Here is a 19,575-nt window from a genome sequence, read left to right on the forward strand (position 1 = left end):
ATCACAGTTGTGGCCCGGAGTGACACAGGTTACGGTTACCGCCCAGTAGTGGTCGGGAGCGGGCCCCGATCGGGTGAATAGCGTGGGGTGACAATATGTTTCGACGACGTCGTCGAATCCGGACATTTCTAACCGCGGCGGTTTCGGCGCTCGTGCTGGGCGCGCTGGCCCTCGCACCGGTCACCCACGCCGACCCCGATCCGGGCGGGGCCTGGACCGCCCTGCACGACGGTCCGGCTCGCTATCCGGGCGTGCACATCGACTGGGACGTGCCGATCACCATGAGCGACGGCACGGTGCTGAAGGCCAATGTGTATCGCCCGGCCGACGCGGCCGGTCCGGTCACCGAGCAGCTGCCGGTCGTGGTCAATCTGACGCCCTATACGAAACTCGTGTCCAATGTGGCCGATTCGATGCTGTCGGTGCCCGTGCTCTCCGAGGCGCTGATGAACTTCCTGCGCGGCTTCGACCTGTCCGGAATCGGGCTGGGCGGCGCGTCGGATCTGGGCAAGGCGCTGCCGGGCGGACTGGCGCGGACGTTCACCGCGGACCGCAACCTGATTCGCAGCGGCTACGTGCAGGTGGTGGTCGATGTCCGCGGCACCGGCTTCTCCCAGGGCACCTGGCAGGTCTTCGGCGAGCGCGAGCAGCGCGACGGCGCGGAGGTGGTGGAATGGGCGGCGCGGCAGCCGTTTTCCAACGGCGCGGTTGGCATGTCCGGGGTGTCCTATTCGGCGATCAACCAATTGCAGACGGCCGAACGCCGTCCCGCGGGCCTGAAGGCCATCTTCCCGGTGGTGCCGGGTAACGATCTGCTGCGCGATATCGCCGCGACCGGTGGCGGCGTGGGCACGGGCTTCCTGCCGATGTGGCTGGCCGCGGTCGACGGCAGCAAGCTGATCCCGGATGTGCAATCGCTGCTGACCGGCCGTTTCGATATGCGCTGGCTGGCCGATCGACTCGCCGATCCGTTCACCTTCGTCGACTATCTGATCGCGGCGCTGACCGTGCCGAGTATCGATGCCGTGCCGGACTATCTGCGCGCACTCATCGAGGACGACAGCCCGATCCGCGCCGCCTGGCTGGGCGATCCCGGCCGGATCGAGGTTCCGTCCTTCCTCTATGGCGGCTGGCACGACATCTTCAGCTACGACCAGACCACGCTGTATCGCGCGATTCCACTGCCCGGCAGCCACAAGAAACTGATCATGGGCAACACCTTCCACGTCTCCTCCAGTTCGGGACTGGGCGCGCCGGGCGCGCCGCCGCGGCTGGACGTGCTGCAACGCGCGTGGTTCGACAAGTGGCTCAAGGGCATCGACAACGGCATCGACGGCTTCGCGCCGGTGACGGTGTGGCAGCAGGGCGGCGGCTGGATCTCGGCACCGGAATTCCCGCGGCCGGGAATGGATTACCGGCGGCTGTATCTGGATGCCGCGCCGTCGGGGACCGTCGCGATCAGCGCCCACGACGGCAGTCTGGCGGCGGCCCCGGGCGCACCGGCGCGGTTGACCGTCGCCCCGGGGCTGGCGACGATGTGCTCGCAGGACGCGGCGACCGGCACGGGCGGGTTCACGGCCGTCCTCGATCTGTGCACCAAGGATTCCCGGATCGCCGAGACCGGTGCGCTGACCTTCACCAGTCCCCCGGTCACCGCGCCGACCCAGGTATCCGGGCCGATCGCGGTCCATCTGAATACCGTGCTCGACGCCACCGACGGATTCTGGGCGGTGACGGTCAACGACGTCGCGCCCGACGGGCGCTCCACCCAATGGACCTACGGGCAGCTCACCGCATCGCTGCGCGCGGTGAACGAGGACCGGGCGACGCGCTCGCCCAACGGCGACTACACCGATCCCTATCCGATCCTCACCCTCGACACCCGGCAGCCCGTCGTGCCGGGCGAGCCCACCGTCGTGGACATCGGGCTCAATCCGACCGAGGGCGTGCTGGCGCCGGGCCATCGGCTGCGGGTGGACGTGTTCGCGCTGAACTTCCCGCGCAGCCTGCCGCTGCGGCCGCTGCTCAACGAGAGCGGGCTGCGGCCCCAGCACCTGGAACTGGATCCGAACCGGCCGAGCTGGGTGAACATCCCGCTCGCCGGCGACCCAGGCTGGTAAGAGGTACCCTGCGACACAGGTAGCGTACCCGGGAGTACCGTTACCGAGGTCACAGGCGACCGCGAGCAAGGAGTTGCACATGCCCCAGCGCGACACCGATTTCGACGTGCTCATCGTGGGCTCGGGCTTCGGGGGTAGCGTCACGGCGCTGCGCCTGGTGGAGAAGGGCTATCGGGTCGGGGTGCTCGAGGCCGGGCGGCGTTTCGCCGACGACGAGTTGCCCAAGACCAGCTGGGATCTGCGCAACTTCCTGTGGGCGCCGCGGCTGGGCTGCTTCGGCATCCAGCGCATCCATCTGCTGCGCGATGTGCTCATACTGGGCGGCGCGGGGGTGGGCGGCGGGTCGCTCAACTATGCCAACACCCTCTACGTGCCGCCGGAGCCGTTTTTCCGAGACGCGCAGTGGCGCGACATCACCGACTGGCGCGACGAGCTGACGCCGTACTACGAGCAGGCCACCAAGATGCTCGGTGTGGTGCGCAATCCGCACATCACCCCGGCCGACGAGGTGTTCCAGCAGGTCGCCGAGGATATGGGTGTCGGGGACACCTTCGTGCAGACCCCGGTCGGGGTGTTCTTCGGCGAGCCGGGCAAGACCGTGCCGGATCCGTACTTCGGTGGCGTGGGTCCGGATCGGACGGGGTGTCTGGAATGCGGCGAATGTATGACCGGGTGTCGACACGGGGCGAAGAACACGCTGGTGAAGAACTATCTGTATCTCGCGGAAAAGGCCGGGGCGCAGGTGATTCCGATGACCTCGGTGACCGCGGTGCGGCCGCTGCCCGAGGGCGGGTGGCAGGTCGACACCCAGCGCACCGGGGCGTGGGTGCGCAAGGCGCCGCGCTCCTACACCGCCGGGCATGTGGTGCTCGCGGCCGGGACGCGCGGGACGCAGAAGCTGCTGTTCGCCATGCGGGACAGGGGAATTCTGCCGGAGCTCTCGCCGCGGCTGGGGCAGTTGACCCGCACCAATTCCGAGTCGATCGTGGGCGCGGCGACCCGCAGGGTGGATCCGGCGCGCGATTTCACCAGGGGCGTGGCGATCACCTCCTCCATTCATCCCACCGCGGACACCCATCTCGAGCCGGTGCGCTACGGCAAGGGCTCGAATGCGATGGGGCTGCTGCAGACGCTGATGGTCGACGGCGGCGGGCGGATTCCGCGCTGGCTGCGCTTCGTGCTGGAGGTGCTGAAGCATCCGGTGCGGCTGCTGTCGATGCTGACGGTGAAGAACTGGAGCGAGCGCACGATCATCTGCCTGGTCATGCAGCATCTGGACAATTCGATCACCACCTACACCAAGCGCGGCCTGTTCGGCCGCAAGCTCACCTCCAAACAGGGCCATGGCGAACCGAATCCGACCTGGATTCCCGCGGGCAACGAGGTCACCCGCCGCGTGGCCGACAAGATCGGCGGCATTGCCGGGGGCAGTTGGGGCGAGGTCTTCAACATCCCCCTGACCGCCCACTTCCTCGGCGGCGCGGTCATCGGCGCGGACCGCGATCACGGCGTCATCGATCCGTACCACCGCGTTTACGGCTACCCCACCCTCAGCGTCGTCGACGGCTCCGCCGTCTCGGCCAACCTCGGCGTCAACCCCTCCCTCACCATCACCGCCCAGGCCGAACGCGCCGCCGCCCTCTGGCCCAACAAGGGCGAAAAAGACACCCGCCCACCCCAAACCGAGCCCTACCGCCGCATCTCCCCCACCCCACCCAACCACCCCGCCGTCCCGGCCACCGCCCCCGCGGCCCTACACCTGCCCATCGTCCACATCACCACCGAAAGCGCCTGACCCCCGCCTCGCTTCGCTCGGCGGGGGAAATGAGTGGCCGCCGCGCCGGGGAAACAGATCGCCGCTGGGCGCGGAAACAGACGGCCACCCAAGCGTGGGAACGGCTGACCGCTCGATGGGGGAACCCGTGGCCGCCGAGGCCAGGAACCCGCGGCCCCGAGCGAAAATCCGTAACCACCCGCAGCGGGGGTCGCGGGCCGAGGGGAGTTCGTGGGCGACCTGGGCGGAGAAGCGACGTATCCGAGCGGAACGAGTGGGAATCGTGCGGGCGGGTAGGTGAGCGGCGGACCGCGGGTTGGGTTACTGGGCTGCTATGTGGGCGAAGCCCATTGGGGAGGTGGGGGGTGGGGTGGTGGTGGCGGGGGCGCGGAATTCTTGGAGCGCGGTGAGGACGTCTACGTGGCGGGCGGCGTAGCAGCGGACCTGGGGGAGGGCGTGGGCTACCTCGCTGCGTTCGAGGGGTTCGGCGTCGATGTAGCCGATGGTGGTGAGGTCCAGGCGGAGTTGGTGGGCAATACGGTGGATTGCTGCGGATTTGCGGCCCCAGCCGACCTCGACGGCGGCAAACAGTCCGTGCAGGCCGTGTTTGTGCAATTTGCCGGTGGTCCATGCCCATTCGCCGCGGCTGGCGACCGCGTGCAGCACGCCGCGGCGGGACAGGGTGCGCAGCGCCCGCAGGGCGTCCGGTCGCAGCGCACCGCTGGTCGAATCACAGACGACACCGTCCCACAGGGTGTTGTCCACTTCCCAGACAAGGCATTTCACGGCCGGTGATGTCATGTCACCCCTACGGTCGACGCTTCCGCTTTCCCGCTTCGACGGGACGGGACCCGCACTGTTCGGGCCGCCCCCGCGAGAGGACATAGTAGGTTCGCCGCGGCCGGAAAACCAGACCCGGCAAACAATTGCTCAGCATGCATCGCGACCTACAGGAAGCGCGTCACCGGCGCCACGGCCTCGACCGGATGTCCGGCCTGGATCGGCTCGCCGATGGCGGCCAGCCGCCAGGTGGCGTCGTCGCGATAGACCTTGGCCACGATCATGCCGGTGTGCTGGCCGCCCGCGCGCAGATTGCCCCGTGCCAGTTCGGCATTGGTGGTGCCGTCGATCAAACGCCAGAACGCGTTGCGCAGGCGCTCGAAGGTGTGCCCGGCGTAGGAGGTGACCACGAAGACCAACGAGCTGACCTGCGCAGGCAACCGCGACAGATCGACGGTGATGATCTCGTCGTCGCCCTTACCCTCACCGGTGACATTGTCGCCGGAATGGCGCACCGCCCCGTTGCGGGACGAAAGCTGGTAGTAGAAGGCGAAATCCACCAGATCGTGCCCCACGAACAGCAGCGCCGAGGCGTCCAGGTCGATCTCCACATCGCGCAGCCCGCGGGCGCTGTGCACCTTCACCGGATCCCACTGCAGACCGAGCTTGACCATGGTCAGCTCGCCCTTGCGGATCTCCTGCAGCGAGATCTCCTGGCCCGGATTCAGCACGGCCGGACCGCGATAGACCCACTGCTCCCCCGGCACGCCGCCGATCGGCACGCCGTGCGCCTTGACCAGCGCCTCGAATCCGGCCGCATAGCCGTGCCCGAGCACCCGCACCTGCCAGTCCGCCCCGACCCGGTCCAGATCGAAGGCGATGACCGTGGATTCGGGCCCCAGCCCCTCGATCAGGTACTGGTAGAGCATATTTCCGGCCGGATCGACGATGCGCAGCTCGGTGGGCGGGTAGTCGCCGAAATGCGCCTGGCGGTCGTCGAGGGTCACCACCACCCGAACGTGATCGACATCGGCCGGAACGCGGCGCAGTTCGAGGGCGAGCGCGGGCTCGTCGCCCGGCATCAGGCGCAGGCCCGGTCCGGTCGGTTTGTTGTAGAAGATGAGATCGCCCTCGCCACGGACCCGGCCCGCGGCATCGAGCAGCAGTGCGGCAACGTCGACCGGCTCGCTGTGCCGGACGGCCACGACGATGTCGTCGACGGTGAGTCGGTCCACCTGTCCCCTGGTCAGCTGAGCGGCCACGCGTCCTACTGTACGTTGCCCCGACCGGCATTTCGGGCAAGACAGACGTGCCGATCGGACCCGCGGGTACCGTGGCGGGGGCGAGACGGCCACGACAGAAGGGATTTCCGGTGCGGCTGGGCATGCTGCGAATCGGCGCGCTGGCACTGTCGGCACTGATCCCCGCGCTGGGCGCCTGCGGCGCCCCGGATCGGTCCGAGCCGGTGGCGCAGCGCGCGACGACCACGGCGCACCCGACGACCACAACCGTCGTCGCCACCACCCCCGCGATCCCGACGACCGACCCATTCGCCGACAGCGCGCTCATCGATCACACCGACTGGACCGCCGACGCCGACGGCCGCCGCCTGCGCGTCTATCCCACCGCCGCCGGACGCGCCGACACCTTCCCCGCGGCGCTGAACCGCGCCTGGGCCGAGGTGCTCACCGCCGCCCCCGACGCCGACACTCCCGGCATGTACGACCAGTTCCGATGCCATTGGGAATGGGCACGATTGGTCAAACCGAACAAGCCGAGCTGGAACCTCGAGCCGTGGCGTACGGCCGTCGGCTACGACGCGACCGTGCAGGCGATGTGCAATCCGGGCGGACCCGACCCCGCCGGAAACTGACGGCCTCACCCAGCGGGCACGGTGTCCGTCAGCCGCGCGATCACACCCGCGACGCCGCTGTCGATCAGCTCGTCGTCGGAGGTGAGCTGCCCGAAGGTGACCTCGTGCCAAGGCCCCAGCCGGTGCCACACCAGCGCGCGCTCCCGCTGGGCATCGGTCACGCCGTAGCTCGCGGCCAGCGCCTGCCGAAACGCGGGCGGCGTACCGTACAGCGCCCAGGCCAGATCGATGGCGCTGTCGCCGATCTGCGCATCACCGAAATCGATGATGCCGGTGAGCCCGTCGGCGTCGGCCAGGATGTGCTCGGGCCCCAGATCGCCGTGCACCACGGTATCGGCCGGTAGCTCCGCGACGGTGTCCAGCAGTTCCAGCGCACGCGGCCGGATATCGCTGGGTAGCAGCGGAACCACCCGGTCACGGAATTCCTCGACGTCCGCCGCCCGGTTCGCGCGCGTGCGTTCCGCCGACGACAGCCCGTGTCGCAGCGCCTCACCGACCGGACAATCGTGCAGTGCGCGCAGAAATGCACCGAGTGCCATTCCATGGGCCGCCGTCGGCCCCGCCAGCGCGGCGCCCGCGATCATGCGGTGCCGCACCGCGAAAGGCTCACCGTCGATCGGCTCGGGAACGGGCACCGGCAGCGGAAGGCGCGGAGCCAGCCACGGCATGATCCGAGTTTCGCGCAGCAACTGCGGCACGATCTCCGCCCGCTGCGCCCGCCGCCACACCCAGCCGTCGACCAGCGTCGCCACGCTGTCCCAACCTCTTCCGATTTCCACGGACCGGACGGTAGGTCACGAACCCCACCCGCCGCCACCGGAATTCCCTGCCGCGGGTCGCCCACCGGCCGAGCAGAAACGCCCCGCGGTGGCATCCCACGCACCTTCGCATCGCACGCACTTATGGGACGACAGGCGGCACGGGATGCCGGGTCGGCAGCATGAGAATGCCCAGCAACCACCCGAGCAGTCCGGCCATGATCGGCACGCCCACCCACAGCTCGACCGCCGAGGGCACCTGCCCGGCTGCCGCCGAGGCGATGCCGATATACAGCGACCAGGTGAAAAACGCCGCGGCGCACGAGAATCCCCAGTACGCCCCGGGCCGGGCCGCGAACGGATCCAGACACAGGATCAGCAGATCCACCCCGACCGCGGCGATCGCGAACGCGACCAGCACGCTGACATTGTCCCCGCCGGTCTCGGCCCCCGACACCGCGACCACCGGCAGCATCGTCAGCGCCGCCGCGCCGAACGGCAGCCGCCACCGCCGCGCCAGGAACAGCAGCGGCAGCAGCAATACCGCCGCGGTGAGCACCAGCGCCGCCGCGAGCTCGCGCGCCGCACCGTCCTCCGGTCGCGACAGCGCCTCCACGATGCGCACGGCGGAATAGGTGATCGCATTGCCGTAGCCCACCATGACCATCACCAGCGCCGCGGCCAGCCCCATCGTCAGCAGCGCCGGCCACAGCAACCGCAGCGGCGGCGCCTCCCCCACGTCCGCGCGGCCCATGGCCGAGCGCACCGGCGAGGTGACCAGCACCAGCATCGACAGGGCGAGCCCGAGATGTCCGGGAGAGAACAGGATTCCGATGCCGCCCTCCCCCTCGAACGCCGCATGCCACACCACATCCACGACCGCCGACAGCGTGAAACCGGCCACCGCGACCACCGTCGACCGATAGCCCACCGGCACGGCCGCGAAGCCGCGCGCGCCGCCGCGGGCCCGTCGCCACACCAGCGCGAGCGTCCACCCCGCGAGCGCGGCGAATCCGCTGTCGAACACCAGATGCCAGGCGGCGAACAACGATCCGGGCTCCGGCACCGCCGCATGCGCCCAACTCCCGAGCGCCAAGCCGGTGACCAGCCACAGCGAGGCGAGCGCGGTCACCGCGTCGTCGAGCGCGGACGCGGGTAGCCCGCCGCGGCGCGGATCGCCCAGCACCGCCAGCATCCTGGTCCCCACGCCCGTTGCACTCACCGGCATGACGGTACCGAGTGAGTCAGCTCACCGCATCCGAGTGAAGTCGCGTCTTGGCGTGTCGAATTCGCCTACAGCGCGCCCAAATCGGCCGAGTACCAATGCTCGGGCCGCATAGCCACCACGACCTGCTCGCCGAGCTCGGCGGCGACCCGCAGATACGCCTCGACCTTCTCCTCGGGCAGATACCGCCGCACCATGTGCAGGTGCTGCTCGTCGGTGGCCGGAGTGATCCGGGTGACCGGACCCTCCACGTTCACATACCGCACCGACGGCTCCTGCCGCTCGGCCATGATGCCGAACCGGCCCGCGGCCTTGATCAATTCGATCTTCTTCGACTCGGCCCCGGTCAGCAGCCACAGCTCACCGCCCGGCTCGTAGTCGTACCAGACCGGGACGGTCAGCGGTGCCCGCCCGGGCCCGGCATCGACCGCCAGCGCGCCGATATGGGGTTCGGCCAAGAACTGCTCGCGCTCCTGCGCACTCAGTGCCATGGTGATCAACTTACCAAGAGATCGACCAAACCCGTTGTAGGCGAGAACCTTCGGACCGGTCGTCGGAAAGTGCGTATCGTGGTGGAGTCGGAGCGTACGACCCGAAGGGAGCGTCGCGTTGCGGTCACCTGCGTCTTTGCCGGTCCTTCCTCGGTCTGCGGCCGCCTCCGACCGACCCTTCGATCCGGCGCGGATCCGCGAGCTGTTCCTCGCCGTCGCCGAGTTCCATCGCGCGAGCGCCTCGACCACGCACAGGCCGCTGCCGGTGATCGAGGCGGCCGACCGCCCCCACCCCGGCCGCGCCGCCGATGCCGGACGCGGCGTCCACCGGTGGGCCGCCGACGCGGATTCGGTGCGGGTGCGCACCCACGTCCACACCACCGGCGACGATATCGACCGGTTCGTTCGATGTGTCGCCTCGATCGCCTCGGAGGTCCGATGAGCTCCCCCAGCTACGACCGGCGCGCCGCCTCCCGGGTGCTCGCCGGACTGGCCCGGCCCGGCCTGTTCGCCGAGCTGCCGCCCGCGCGACCCGCGCGCATCGAATACACCTGCGCGGTGGTGCGTTCCGAGCCGAACAGTCATCTGACCCTGTCGCAGCGGCTGTATCTGGAACGGTTCATGCGGCCGTGCCGCCCCGATCAGGTCACCAGCGCCACCCATCGCATCGCCTGGACCGATTCCGATGGCATTCCCAATACCGGCTTCCACCACTCCGGCGGACTGGGGCCGATCGTGCCGATCGCCGCCCGCGAGACCGTGCTGGCGCTGTGGCATGCGCTGAAGTCGAATCAGGCACTGGCCGAACGCATTTCGATGGTCGGCCCGCGCGATCGCGCGATCCTGGTCGCGACCACCACCGATCACGAACCGATCGAGATCTTCCGGGTCGGCATCGAGGCCACCGGCCGGGCGCTGGCCCAGCACGCGCTGCTGGCGCGCTGGACGCCGTACCGCACGCCCGCCGAATTCGCCTGCGGCATGCGCGATTCCGGGATCTTCTCGGCCGTGGCCACCCGCTGGTACTGGGAACTGCAGGCCTCGACCTATCGGCGCGGCATGATCCCGGTGCGGTTCGCGGTGCAGCCCGACGGGACCGTCCGCTACACCGCCGACACGGTCGCGACGCTGCGCGCGATGAAGGACGCCACCATCGACGACGCGCACACCGTCATGCGCCGCGCCACCAGGCACGAGGGCCTGTCGGTGGAGGCGGCCATCGCCCGCTACCACGAGGAGCTCGATCTGATCTCGCGCCAGTACGCGTTGCTGCCGCCGGGCACCCGCCCGGCCTGTCTGGCCGCCATGCCGCATCAGGTCGACGGCGGGCACTACAGCATCCTGCCGGTGGTGGTCGATCGGTTCGTCGAGACGTTCACCGCGATCGCCGACCGACTCACCGTCGCCGAGGTGCCCGGCGACAGCGCCGACGAGACCAGTGCGCCCGCGGCCGAGGATCGGGTGTTCTATGTCCCGGACATGAACTGCAAACACTGCGTGCACACCATCACCGGCGTGCTGGAGTCGATGCAGATCCGGGTGCACGACATCGACCTGATCAGCAAGCGCGTGGTCGCCGAGTTCCGCAGCCCGCGCAATCGCCATCGCGCCTTCGAGGCGCTGCGCGACGGCGGCTACAACCCGGTCTCGGTACGCCCGGCCACGACTCCGGACGAGCCGCAGCCCACGGAAACGGCCGTATGACCGACGTGCCGCCCGCGCTACCGGCGAAGATCGATCCGCTGGTGCGCGCGTTCCTCGACACCCCCGACGCGGTCGATCGGGCGCTGCGCAGGTTCGGCTCGCCCGCGCACCTGGTGTTCCCCCAGGTCTTCGACGACAATCTGGCGCGGTTGCGCGCCGTACTCGATCTGCACCTGTCGCGGTACCGAATCTGCTACGCGCACAAGGTGAATCGCTCGCGCGCGTTACTGCGCGCGGCCGAGCACGCCGGGATCTCGGTCGACGCGGCCTCGCCGCGGGAGCTGGCGGCCGCGCGGGAGGTGGGGTTCGGACCGGAGCGCATCGAGGTGACCGGGCCCAAGGGCGAGCGGTTCCTGCGGGAACTGGCCGAGGCGGGGGTGACGGTCAATGTCGACAATGTGTGGGAGCTGCGGCGGCTGGCCGAACTCGCGCCGGGGGGCGGGCAGGTGCCCGTCCTGCTGCGCGTCTCGGGATTCCCGGCGAGCGCGCTGAGCCGATTCGGCATCGCGCTCGCCGAGGCGGAGCAGGCACTGGCGATCGCGGCGGCGCATCGCGACCGGATCGAGCTGCGCGGCTTCGCCTTTCATCTCGACTCCGGCGAGCCAGCCGAGCGGGTGCGCGCGGTGCAGGAGTGCCTGGGGCTGGTGGAGCGCGCCTACGGCCACGGGCTGGCGCCCACGGTCATCGATATCGGCGGCGGCTTTCGGCAGGTGTTCACCGCCGACGCCGACCGCTTCGACGGCTACGTGGCGGCGCTGCGCGCGGCGCTGCTGGGCCGCGGCGAGCCGATGACCTGGGGCGCCAACACCTTCGGCTTCCATATCGACGACACCGGCGTGCACGGCACACCGGTGTTCCACAAGTACGCCAATACCGTGCCCGCCGCCCGCATGCTCGCCGATCTGCTCACCGCGCCGCTGGACGCGCACGGCGGACGCACGGTCGCGCAGGTCGCCGAGGAGAACCTGCTCGAGCTGTGGCTCGAGCCCGGCAAATCGCTGGTCGACCACGCCGGAATCACCGTGGCCCGGGTGGAATTCGTGAAACGGGCCGCCGACGGGAGCGTGCTGGTCAATCTGGACCTCAGCCGCGACACCGTCACCCCGGCCGATCAGGAGGTGATGGTGGATCCGGTGCTGCTGCCCCGCGCCGGGGCGGGCGAGTGCGACGATGCGCCGGTGGGGGTGTTCTTCGCCGGGCGGTTGTGCCTCGAGCGCGACATGATCACCAATCACAAGGTGTGGCTGGCGCACTGCCCGCGGCCTGGTGACCCGGTGGTGTTCGCGAATACGGCCGGCTATCACTCGGATCTGTCGGCGGCCGCCGCATCCATGCATCCGCTGCCGCCCAAGCTCGCCGTGACGCGGCATGCGGGCGAATTCCGGGTATGCCGCGACGGCGAGTACGAGCCGGCGCTGGTGAGGCCCTGATGCGCTACGACCACATCACCGATCTGATCGGCAACACCCCGCTGCTGCGACTGGATCCGGCCGTGCACGGGCTGGCCGAGGTCGAGCTGTACGCGAAACTCGAGTTCTACAATCCGTTCGGATCGGTGAAGGACCGGGTGGCGTGGGGCATGGTCCGCGACGAGATCGACGAGATCGCCGCGCGCGGACAGCATTTCATCGAGGCGTCGAGCGGGAACACGGCCAAGGCGCTGCGGATTCTGGGCGCCGTGCGGGGCATCGGACTGCGGGCGGTCACCAATCGGATCAAGGTGGCCGAGGTGCGCGAGCTGCTGGAGCTGTTCGGCGCCGAGATCGAGGAGCTGCCCGGGCTGTCGGAGTGCCCGGACCCCACCACCCCCAACGACGTGTCCTCGGTGATCGAGGCGGCGATGGCCAAGAACCCCGGTGCGTATCACCATCCCTCGCAGTACACCAACGAGAAGAATATCGAGGCGCACTATCACGGCACCGGCCGCGAGATCCACGAGGACCTGTCCCGCGACGGCATCACCCGGATCGATTACCTGATCGGCGGATTGGGCACCACCGGATCGACCCGGGGCGCGGCCACATATCTGCGCAAACACCATCCGGAATTGCGGACCATCGCGGTCGTGTCGGAGCGATCGGATTTCATCCCCGGCATCCGCTCGGAGACCGAGATGTGGGATGTCGGCCTGTTCCAGCCCGATTTCTACGACCGCATCGTGACCGTCGATTCCGCGCGCGCCATCGAGGCCACCCTGGACCTGACCCTGCGCCACGGCGTCCTGGCCGGCCCGACCAGCGGCGCGAGCTACGCCGCGGCCGTCGACCTGCTCGGCGCCCCCGAGCTCCCGCCCATCGACGCCGAGCGCCCCCTCGTCGCGGTGGTCATCGTCTGCGACCGCATCGAGCCGTACGTGTCCTATCTCAAGAAACGCCGCCCGGACCTGTTCGGCCGCACCGCAACCCACACACCCACCCCCACCCCCGAGGAACTCGCCGCCGTCCCCGCCCTGCCCCCCGACGACCTCCCCACCCTGGACTCCCCCATCATCGTCGACACCCGCGGCGCCATGGCCTACCGCATCGGCCACGTCCCCGGCGCCATCAACATCCGCGACGACCATCTCGACGACATGCTCACCCACGGCATGCCCTTCCCCCGCACCCGCCCCCTCGTCTTCGTCTGCCCCATCGGCGAGAACTCCCGCCGCTTCGCCGCCCTGGCCCGCCGCGCGGGCCACGAGGCCACCACCCTCGCCGGAGGGATCCTCGCCTGGCGAGATGCGGGCAAACCGTTGGAGTCCCACCCGATTCCACCTGGCCCGCCCACCAGCTGACCGCTACCTCTCACCGAGTCCACGGCCCGAATCGGCCGCGGCGGAACATCTTCGTGCACGACCCGTCCGGGCGAGTGTCACCGCACTGCGGGCCGAGCGCTGACACCTCGCTACCGCGCCCGGCGCAGCGGCCCCGGTTGGCGGATGTGTTCGGTCATTGCCTCGGCGATGGGGGCGGGTGGGGGTGCGGCGGGGGTGGCTACGGTGCGGGCGTCGTGGGAGATGCGCATGAGCAGGGCGATGATGACGTAGTTGGCGAGCAGGGAGGAGCCGCCGTAGGACATGAAGGGGGTGGTGAGGCCGGTCAGGGGGATCAGTTTGGTGACGCCGCCGACGACCACGAACAGTTGCCAGCCGATGGAGAAGGCCAGGCCGCCGCCGAGGAGTTTGCCGAAGGCGTCGCGGGTGGCCAGGGCCGCGGTGAAGCCGCGGATGGTGATCACGGTGAACAGCAGCAGAACCGCGGTCAGGCCGAACAGGCCCAGTTCCTCGCCGATGGTGGCGATGATGAAGTCGGTCTTGGCGAAGGGCACCTCCTGCGGGCGGCCGCCGCCCAGGCCCGCACCCCACAGGCCGCCGGTGCCCAGTCCGAACAGGCCCTGGGCGATCTGATAGCCGTTGGTGTAGTAGGTCGCGAACGGGTCCTCCCACACCCGCACCCGCACCCGCACGTGCGCGAACAGCTGATAGGCGATGACCGCGCCGATCGCGAACATGCCGACGCCGATGAACAGCCACGACGCCCGCCGCGTCGCGATGTACACCATCGCGAGCACGGTCCCGAACACCAGCAGCGAGAAGCCGAGGTTCTTCTCGTACACCAGCACCAGCACCGATACGAACGTCACCAGCAGCAGCGGCCCGAGATCGCGCAGTCGCGGCACGGTCATCCCGAGGAAGCGCTTGCCCGCCGTGCCGAACAGATCGCGGTTGTCGACCAGGAACGCGGCGATGAAGATCAGCAGCAGCACCTTGGCGAATTCGCCGGGCTGAATCGAGAAGCCGTGGAACATGATCCAGCTCTTACCGCCGTTGACCTCGCTGAACCGCGACGGCAGCACCGCCGGGACGAGCAGCGCCACCAGGCCCGCCAGGCCACAGGTGTAGGCGTATTTCGCGGGCTGGCCGTGATTGCGCACCAGCGCCAGCAGCAGCGCGAACAGCGCGATGCCCGCGGCGGTCCAGATCAATTGGTGCGCCGCGTCCGAGGAGGGCGCGGCCTTGCCCGCCGCGGCGGCCGTGGCCGCCTCGGCGCGGTCTAGCCGATCGATGAGCACCAGGCCGAGCCCGTTGAGCAGGATCACGCACGGCAGGATCACCGGATCGGCCTTGGGCGCCAGCACCCGCACCGCCAGATGGGCCAGCAGCGACAGCACCGCGAACACCCCCAGCGCCCACTGCAGCGAACTCCCCTCACCCCCGCCGGCCGCCGCCGCCATCCCCAGTCCGGCCACCGCCACCAGCGCCACCGCCGCCACACACAACACCAGCTCGGTGCGCCGCGGTTTGGGCAGTCCGATCGGTCCCGATCCGGTGCCGATCGGGCCGGACGAGAAGCTCTCCCGAAACGCGCTCACGCCAACCAGTATGTCTGGAAGGCCGCGATCAGCGTTTATCGGCTGTGGCCCGCCGACAGCCTCCAGGCCACAGCCGCACCCCTGACGACAAGATCGATCCGATGTCCCTGGTCGCGATCCGCAATGACAGGATGATCGGGTGCATATCGCCTTCGGTCTGGTGGCGCTGGTCGCCGCGGCGATCGGGCTGGCCGCGCTGGCGCGGCGAATCGGGGTGGCCGAACCGCTGTTTCTGGTGCTGGCCGGGATCGCGGCCTCGTATCTGCCCTTCGTGCCCAGCGTGGAGATCAATCCCGAGATCGTGATGCTGGGGCTGCTGCCGCCGCTGGTGTACACCGCGGCCATCAACACCTCGCTGGTGGAGTTCCGGCCCAAGAAGTTGTCGATCGCGCTGCTGTCGGTGGGGCTGGTGCTGTTCACCACGTTCGCGGTGGCGCTGGTGGTGTGGCGGCTGCTGGACGTGCCGTTCGCTGCGGCGGTCGCGGTCGGCGCGGTGGTCTCACCGCCGGATGCGGTGGCGGCCAGCTCGATCGCGCGCCGGGTCGGGATGCCGCGGCGGATCGTGACACTGCTCGAGGGCGAGGCGCTGTTCAACGACGCGACCGCGCTGGTCACCCTGCGCACCGCCATCGCGGCCATGGCCGGGGCGTTCAGCATCTGGCACGCCGGGGCCGATTTCGCGATCGCCACCGTCGGCGGCGCGGCGATCGGCATCGTGGCGGCCGCGGTGCTCGCGGTGCTGCGCCGCCGCATCACCGATCCGGTGCTCGACACCAGCCTGTCGCTGCTGGCGCCGTTCGCTGCCTATCTACCCGCCGAGGCCGCGCACGCCTCGGGGGTCATCGCGGTGGTGGTGTGCGGACTGATCCTGGGCCAGGGCGCGCCGGTGTGGCAGAGCGCGGCCTCGCGCATCGCCGACCGAACCAATTGGCGCACCATCCAATTCATCCTGGAGAACGCCGTCTTCCTGCTCATGGGCCTCGAGGTGCGCCATATCCTGGAAGACGCCTGGGCCAGCGGCATCGGCCACACCACCCTGCTGCTCACCTGCGCCGCGGTACTCGCCACCGTCGTCGTGGTCCGCCCGATCTGGGTGTTCCCGACCATCTACTTCGCCTGGTTCGTGGAGAGCCGCCCGCGCGGCAAGCCCAAACCCGCCTGGACCGCCCCGGCGGTGGTGTCCTGGGCGGGTATGCGCGGGGTGGTCACCCTGGCCGGTGCGCTGCTGTTGCCCACGGACACACCGCAATTGGCGACGCTGAAACTGCTGGCGCTGGTGGTGGTCGGCGGAACGCTACTGCTGCAGGGTTTCTCGCTGCCCTGGCTGATCCGGCTGCTGCGCCTGCGCGGACCCAGCCGCGCCGAGGACGCGCTGGCCGAGGCGAATCTGCTGCAGCAGGCCACCACCGCGGGCCTGGCCGCGCTGGAATCCGAGATCGCCCCGGAGACGCCGCCGGAGATCGTGACCGCGCTGCGCGAACGGGTGGCCCGCCGCGCCAATGCCGCCTGGGAACAGCTGGGCCGGGCCGAATCGGTGCGCATCACCCCCAGCGGCGAATATCGGCGGCTGCGCCTGGCCATGCTGGCCGCCGAACGCGAAACCCTCCTGCGCGCACGCGATTCCGGCACCTACGACCACGAGGTGCTCGAACACGTCCTGACCACCCTGGACATCGAGGAGTCGACCATCGACCGCGTGGCCGAGGCCGACGACGAACCGGGCGAACCCCTGCTCGTCCCGGGAGCGGCGGGGTGTGACCATCTGCGTGACGCCCCGAAGGTCCCCCTGCCACAGTTGCCGGAGTCCTGCGACGAATGCGTGGCCGAGGGCCTGACCTGGGTGCACCTGCGGATGTGCCTGAGCTGCGGCCAGGTCGGCTGCTGTGACTCCTCGGTCGGCAACCACGCCACCCGGCACTACCACGACAGCGGCCACCCCGTCATGCGCAGCGTCGAACCCGGTGAGAAGTGGCGCTGGTGCTACGTGGACGAGCTCTTGGGCTGATCACCCGTGCCCGGCGGGCGCAACCGGATCACTCCCGCGTCGAGATCCAGATCGAGCCGAGGCCGATGGGTCTGCCCGTCGCTGTCCTCGCTGCCCTCGTCGACCAGCTTCTTGCCGGGGAACAGTTCACCGATGAAACCCATGCCCCCACGCTACCGATCCCGGGCCGCGGCGAGCAGCGAACGCAGCCCGCCGTCGTACCCACCGGCGAGCAGGTCGACCGTGGCCATGAACCGTCGCACGAACGCCGTGGCCGTCGCCGGATCGAACAGCGCGGTCGGATAGCAGAGCGATCCGGTGATGCCCGCGGGCGTGCCGTCGCGGTGGTAGAGCTCGGTCAGCGCGAACTCCAGATCGTGCTTGGCGATCGTCACACCCGTGGCGATCTCGTCGATGGCCGGAACCGCGCGGCCGGGGCCGTGCACGACGCCACGCTGCAGGATCAGCGTCGCCTGGAACAGCGGATGCTCCGCGTCCTGCGGCAGGCAGCGCTCGAGCCGCGGATTGGGCGTATCGGGGTGGGCGAACGCGGCCAGCGCCACCCGCCGCACCTGTTCGAGCAGTTCGCCCGCGTCCGCGCAGCGGTCCAGGCGCACGCGCATCAGCACGTCGTCGGCGAAATTGCCGACCAGCTCGTCGAGTACCCGATGCTCGCGACCGGCCACGGCGGTGGCGACCGTGACATCCGGACAGCGCGCGAAATCGCCCACGCACAGCGCGAATGCCGCCTGCAGCACCATGAACACACTGGCCCGCGCCCGCCGCGCGCGCTCGAGCAGGCCGCGCTGGACCGCGGCGTCGAAGGCGACGGGCACCAGCGCGCCCTCGGTGTCCGGACGGGCGGGCCGAGGCCGGTCGTACGGAAAGGCCAGCGGGCTGGGCCGTCCCACCAAAGCATTGGCCCAGTACCGCAATTGGGCCGAGGCCCGGCTCCACGGGTCGGCGTAGTCGCCCAGCTGGGCGTGCTTCCACAGCGTGTAATCGATGTAGTCGACCGGCAACGGCGCGAACCGCGGCGCCCGCCCCGCGCAGCGCGCCCGATACGCCGTCGTCAGATCGCGCACCAGCGGCGCCACCGAGCGGCCGTCGACGGCGATGTGATGAATCGTCAAGGCCAACACCACATCCCGCTCCCCCAGCACGAACACCCGGGCCCGGAGCGGCAGCTCGTGCACCAGATCCAGTTCCGCGCGGGCGCATTCGCGCACCCGCGCCGCCAACTCGTCCTCGGTGATCGCCGCCACCGCGATATCCGCCCGCGCGCCGCCGGGCTCGGCCACCACCTGCGCCGGACCGTGCTCGGTGAGCCGATACCGCGTGCGCAGCGGGGCGTGCCGGGCCACCACATCGGCGACCGCACTCGCCAGCGCCGCGGGATTCACCTCCCCGCCACGAATTCGCCATGCCCGAGCCACGTTCCAGTCACCGGACCGCCCCACGCGGGCGGCCGCCCAGATCCGCTCCTGCGCCGGGGCGATCGGGATATGGCGCGGACGCGGCACGGCGGCCGGAGCGGCGAGCGGCACCGACGCGGGGGGCCGATCCTGAACTGCGGCAACGCGTCGCAGCGGAGTAGTCACCGCCGTCGCCCCGAATCCGCCGACCCCCGCCCAGACCCCAGTACCGGGGTTGCCCACACGCCCACCTTCCGACGAACCACTGAATTTTCGGGTGGACGCTATGCCCGGGGAGTTAACGGCCCGTTATCACTCCGTATCGATGACCGGTCCACCGCTCGACCGGCGGGCACCCGCCGCGGCGCGGCCCGGGGGCACTACTGTTGGCCCGTGCGCACAGGTCAGGACTCCACCGGCGGTGAACCCCGCATCTGGGGCGGGACCACCCTCACCGAGCGCCGCGAGGCGCGCCGCGCGGCGCTGCTCGAGGCGGCGCTCGAGCTGATCGGCGAGGCGGGCGCGGGGGCGGTCACCATGCGCGCGGTGTGCCGCACGGCCGGACTGACCGACCGCTACTTCTACGAGAGCTTCAGCAGTCGCGACCAGCTGCTCGACACCCTCTACCGCCAGGTGGCCGACGAATTCCTGGAACCGATGACCGCCTTCGCCGCCGCCGACGATCCGGCCCGCGACCGGGAGCTGGCCGGACTGCTGGTCGACAAGGTGCTCGAGGATCCGCGCAAGTCGAGGCTGTTTCTGGTCGAGCCGTATTCGAGTACCGGGCTGGGCCAGACCACCATCGCGGTCATGCCCGCGTTCACCCGGCTCATCCAGGATCATCTGTTCACCCATATCGACGATCCCGAGCGGCGGCGGTTGGCGGCGGTGACCATGGCCTCGGGGAATGCGGGCATGTTCTCGGCGTGGTTGAACGGGTCGCTGCGGGTGACGCGCGATCAGGTGGTCGATCATCTGGTCGCGGTCATTACCGCGTACCGCGCGATGTATCGCTGACCCCTCCTGCGTCGGGGCGTCGAGAAAGTTGCGAACTACTTCCATCCGGTGTTAACTCGCAAGCGCCTGCTAGCCCTGCGC

Annotated in this window: 17 protein-coding genes; 9 read left to right on the forward strand and 8 right to left on the reverse strand. The window is 69.9% G+C overall.

All coding sequences use genetic code 11. The features are described from left to right. Positions 1-95: 95 nt before the first annotated feature. Together NDR87_RS01230 and NDR87_RS01235 are read left to right on the forward strand one after the other, a co-directional pair. Positions 96-2,120, forward strand: coding sequence for a CocE/NonD family hydrolase (locus NDR87_RS01230; RefSeq protein WP_251909226.1), 2,025 nt, complete (start codon positions 96-98; stop codon positions 2,118-2,120). A gap of 79 nt (positions 2,121-2,199) precedes the next feature. Beyond that, positions 2,200-3,915, forward strand: coding sequence for a GMC oxidoreductase (locus NDR87_RS01235; RefSeq protein ID WP_251909225.1), 1,716 nt, complete (start codon positions 2,200-2,202; stop codon positions 3,913-3,915). 300 nt (positions 3,916-4,215) lie between these two features. On the opposite strand, the gene NDR87_RS01240 is transcribed toward NDR87_RS01235, so the two are convergent. Both NDR87_RS01240 and NDR87_RS01245 read right to left on the reverse strand, forming a co-directional pair. Beyond that, the gene (locus NDR87_RS01240) at positions 4,216-4,695 is read right to left on the reverse strand and encodes an HAD-IIIC family phosphatase (RefSeq protein ID WP_251909224.1); all 480 of its coding nucleotides are present in this window, start codon (positions 4,693-4,695) and stop codon (positions 4,216-4,218) included. A 146-nt stretch (positions 4,696-4,841) separates the two neighbouring features. Continuing rightward, positions 4,842-5,936 carry a TerD family protein gene (locus NDR87_RS01245; protein ID WP_251909223.1) on the reverse strand — a complete coding sequence of 365 codons (1,095 nt, stop codon included), beginning with the start codon at positions 5,934-5,936 and terminating at the stop codon, positions 4,842-4,844. Between the two features lie 110 nt (positions 5,937-6,046). Between NDR87_RS01245 and NDR87_RS01250 the strand changes: the two genes are divergently transcribed. Next, positions 6,047-6,547 (forward strand): DUF2599 domain-containing protein, encoded by a 501-nt coding sequence (locus tag NDR87_RS01250; protein WP_251909222.1) that lies wholly within the window; start codon positions 6,047-6,049, stop codon positions 6,545-6,547. Positions 6,548-6,552: 5 nt separating this feature from the next. Here NDR87_RS01250 and NDR87_RS01255 read toward each other — a convergent pair whose 3' ends face one another. The 3 genes from NDR87_RS01255 to NDR87_RS01265 form a co-directional block, all read right to left on the reverse strand. Next, positions 6,553-7,326, reverse strand: coding sequence for a phosphotransferase (locus NDR87_RS01255; protein ID WP_251909221.1), 774 nt, complete (start codon positions 7,324-7,326; stop codon positions 6,553-6,555). A gap of 121 nt (positions 7,327-7,447) precedes the next feature. After that, the gene (locus NDR87_RS01260) at positions 7,448-8,527 is read right to left on the reverse strand and encodes a hypothetical protein (protein ID WP_251909220.1); all 1,080 of its coding nucleotides are present in this window, start codon (positions 8,525-8,527) and stop codon (positions 7,448-7,450) included. 71 nt (positions 8,528-8,598) lie between these two features. Then, positions 8,599-9,021, reverse strand: coding sequence for a pyridoxamine 5'-phosphate oxidase family protein (locus NDR87_RS01265; protein ID WP_251909219.1), 423 nt, complete (start codon positions 9,019-9,021; stop codon positions 8,599-8,601). A 136-nt stretch (positions 9,022-9,157) separates the two neighbouring features. Between NDR87_RS01265 and NDR87_RS01270 the strand changes: the two genes are divergently transcribed. The 4 genes from NDR87_RS01270 to NDR87_RS37100 are packed head-to-tail and all read left to right on the forward strand — an operon-like array spanning position 9,158 to position 13,501. Then, positions 9,158-9,463, forward strand: coding sequence for a hypothetical protein (locus NDR87_RS01270; protein WP_251909218.1), 306 nt, complete (start codon positions 9,158-9,160; stop codon positions 9,461-9,463). After that, positions 9,460-10,725: a heavy-metal-associated domain-containing protein gene (locus NDR87_RS01275; protein ID WP_251909217.1), complete on the forward strand. Its 1,266-nt coding sequence runs from the start codon at positions 9,460-9,462 to the stop codon at positions 10,723-10,725. The genes NDR87_RS01270 and NDR87_RS01275 overlap by 4 nt, the downstream gene beginning before the upstream one ends. Beyond that, a complete protein-coding gene (locus NDR87_RS01280) occupies positions 10,722-12,155 on the forward strand; it encodes an alanine racemase (protein WP_251909216.1) in 1,434 nt (477 codons plus the stop codon). The genes NDR87_RS01275 and NDR87_RS01280 overlap by 4 nt, the downstream gene beginning before the upstream one ends. Beyond that, positions 12,155-13,501 (forward strand): pyridoxal-phosphate dependent enzyme, encoded by a 1,347-nt coding sequence (locus NDR87_RS37100; RefSeq protein WP_286012933.1) that lies wholly within the window; start codon positions 12,155-12,157, stop codon positions 13,499-13,501. Before NDR87_RS01280 ends, NDR87_RS37100 begins: the two co-directional genes overlap by 1 nt. Before the next feature lie 110 nt (positions 13,502-13,611). Here NDR87_RS37100 and NDR87_RS01295 read toward each other — a convergent pair whose 3' ends face one another. Then, the gene (locus tag NDR87_RS01295) at positions 13,612-15,078 is read right to left on the reverse strand and encodes an FtsW/RodA/SpoVE family cell cycle protein (protein WP_372494069.1); all 1,467 of its coding nucleotides are present in this window, start codon (positions 15,076-15,078) and stop codon (positions 13,612-13,614) included. Positions 15,079-15,217: 139 nt separating this feature from the next. Between NDR87_RS01295 and NDR87_RS01300 the strand changes: the two genes are divergently transcribed. Continuing rightward, positions 15,218-17,083 carry a Na+/H+ antiporter gene (locus tag NDR87_RS01300; protein WP_251909215.1) on the forward strand — a complete coding sequence of 622 codons (1,866 nt, stop codon included), beginning with the start codon at positions 15,218-15,220 and terminating at the stop codon, positions 17,081-17,083. On the opposite strand, the gene NDR87_RS01305 is transcribed toward NDR87_RS01300, so the two are convergent. Together NDR87_RS01305 and NDR87_RS01310 are read right to left on the reverse strand one after the other, a co-directional pair. After that, the gene (locus NDR87_RS01305) at positions 17,059-17,226 is read right to left on the reverse strand and encodes a hypothetical protein (RefSeq protein ID WP_251909214.1); all 168 of its coding nucleotides are present in this window, start codon (positions 17,224-17,226) and stop codon (positions 17,059-17,061) included. The genes NDR87_RS01300 and NDR87_RS01305 overlap by 25 nt on opposite strands. Before the next feature lie 9 nt (positions 17,227-17,235). Then, a complete protein-coding gene (locus NDR87_RS01310; protein ID WP_251909213.1) occupies positions 17,236-18,720 on the reverse strand; it encodes a condensation domain-containing protein in 1,485 nt (494 codons plus the stop codon). Between the two features lie 150 nt (positions 18,721-18,870). Here NDR87_RS01310 and NDR87_RS01315 point away from each other — a divergent pair, with 150 nt between their 5' ends. Then, positions 18,871-19,494, forward strand: coding sequence for a TetR/AcrR family transcriptional regulator (locus NDR87_RS01315; protein ID WP_251909212.1), 624 nt, complete (start codon positions 18,871-18,873; stop codon positions 19,492-19,494). Positions 19,495-19,575 lie beyond the last annotated feature (81 nt).

Source organism: Nocardia sp. CDC159, from assembly GCF_023740735.1.
In the GTDB taxonomy this organism is placed as follows: Bacteria; Actinomycetota; Actinomycetes; order Mycobacteriales; family Mycobacteriaceae; genus Nocardia; species Nocardia pulmonis.

Bases quoted from the DNA above. Each gene is read 5' to 3' on its own strand.
- NDR87_RS01230 (WP_251909226.1), top strand. From the start codon at position 96: ATGTTTCGACGACGTCGTCGAATCCGGACATTTCTAACCGCGGCGGTT.
- NDR87_RS01235 (WP_251909225.1), top strand. From the start codon at position 2,200: ATGCCCCAGCGCGACACCGATTTCGACGTGCTCATCGTGGGCTCGGGC.
- NDR87_RS01240 (WP_251909224.1), bottom strand. From the start codon at position 4,695: ATGACATCACCGGCCGTGAAATGCCTTGTCTGGGAAGTGGACAACACC.
- NDR87_RS01265 (WP_251909219.1), bottom strand. From the start codon at position 9,021: ATGGCACTGAGTGCGCAGGAGCGCGAGCAGTTCTTGGCCGAACCCCAT.
- NDR87_RS01275 (WP_251909217.1), top strand. From the start codon at position 9,460: ATGAGCTCCCCCAGCTACGACCGGCGCGCCGCCTCCCGGGTGCTCGCC.
- NDR87_RS01280 (WP_251909216.1), top strand. From the start codon at position 10,722: ATGACCGACGTGCCGCCCGCGCTACCGGCGAAGATCGATCCGCTGGTG.
- NDR87_RS37100 (WP_286012933.1), top strand. From the start codon at position 12,155: ATGCGCTACGACCACATCACCGATCTGATCGGCAACACCCCGCTGCTG.
- NDR87_RS01305 (WP_251909214.1), bottom strand. From the start codon at position 17,226: ATGGGTTTCATCGGTGAACTGTTCCCCGGCAAGAAGCTGGTCGACGAG.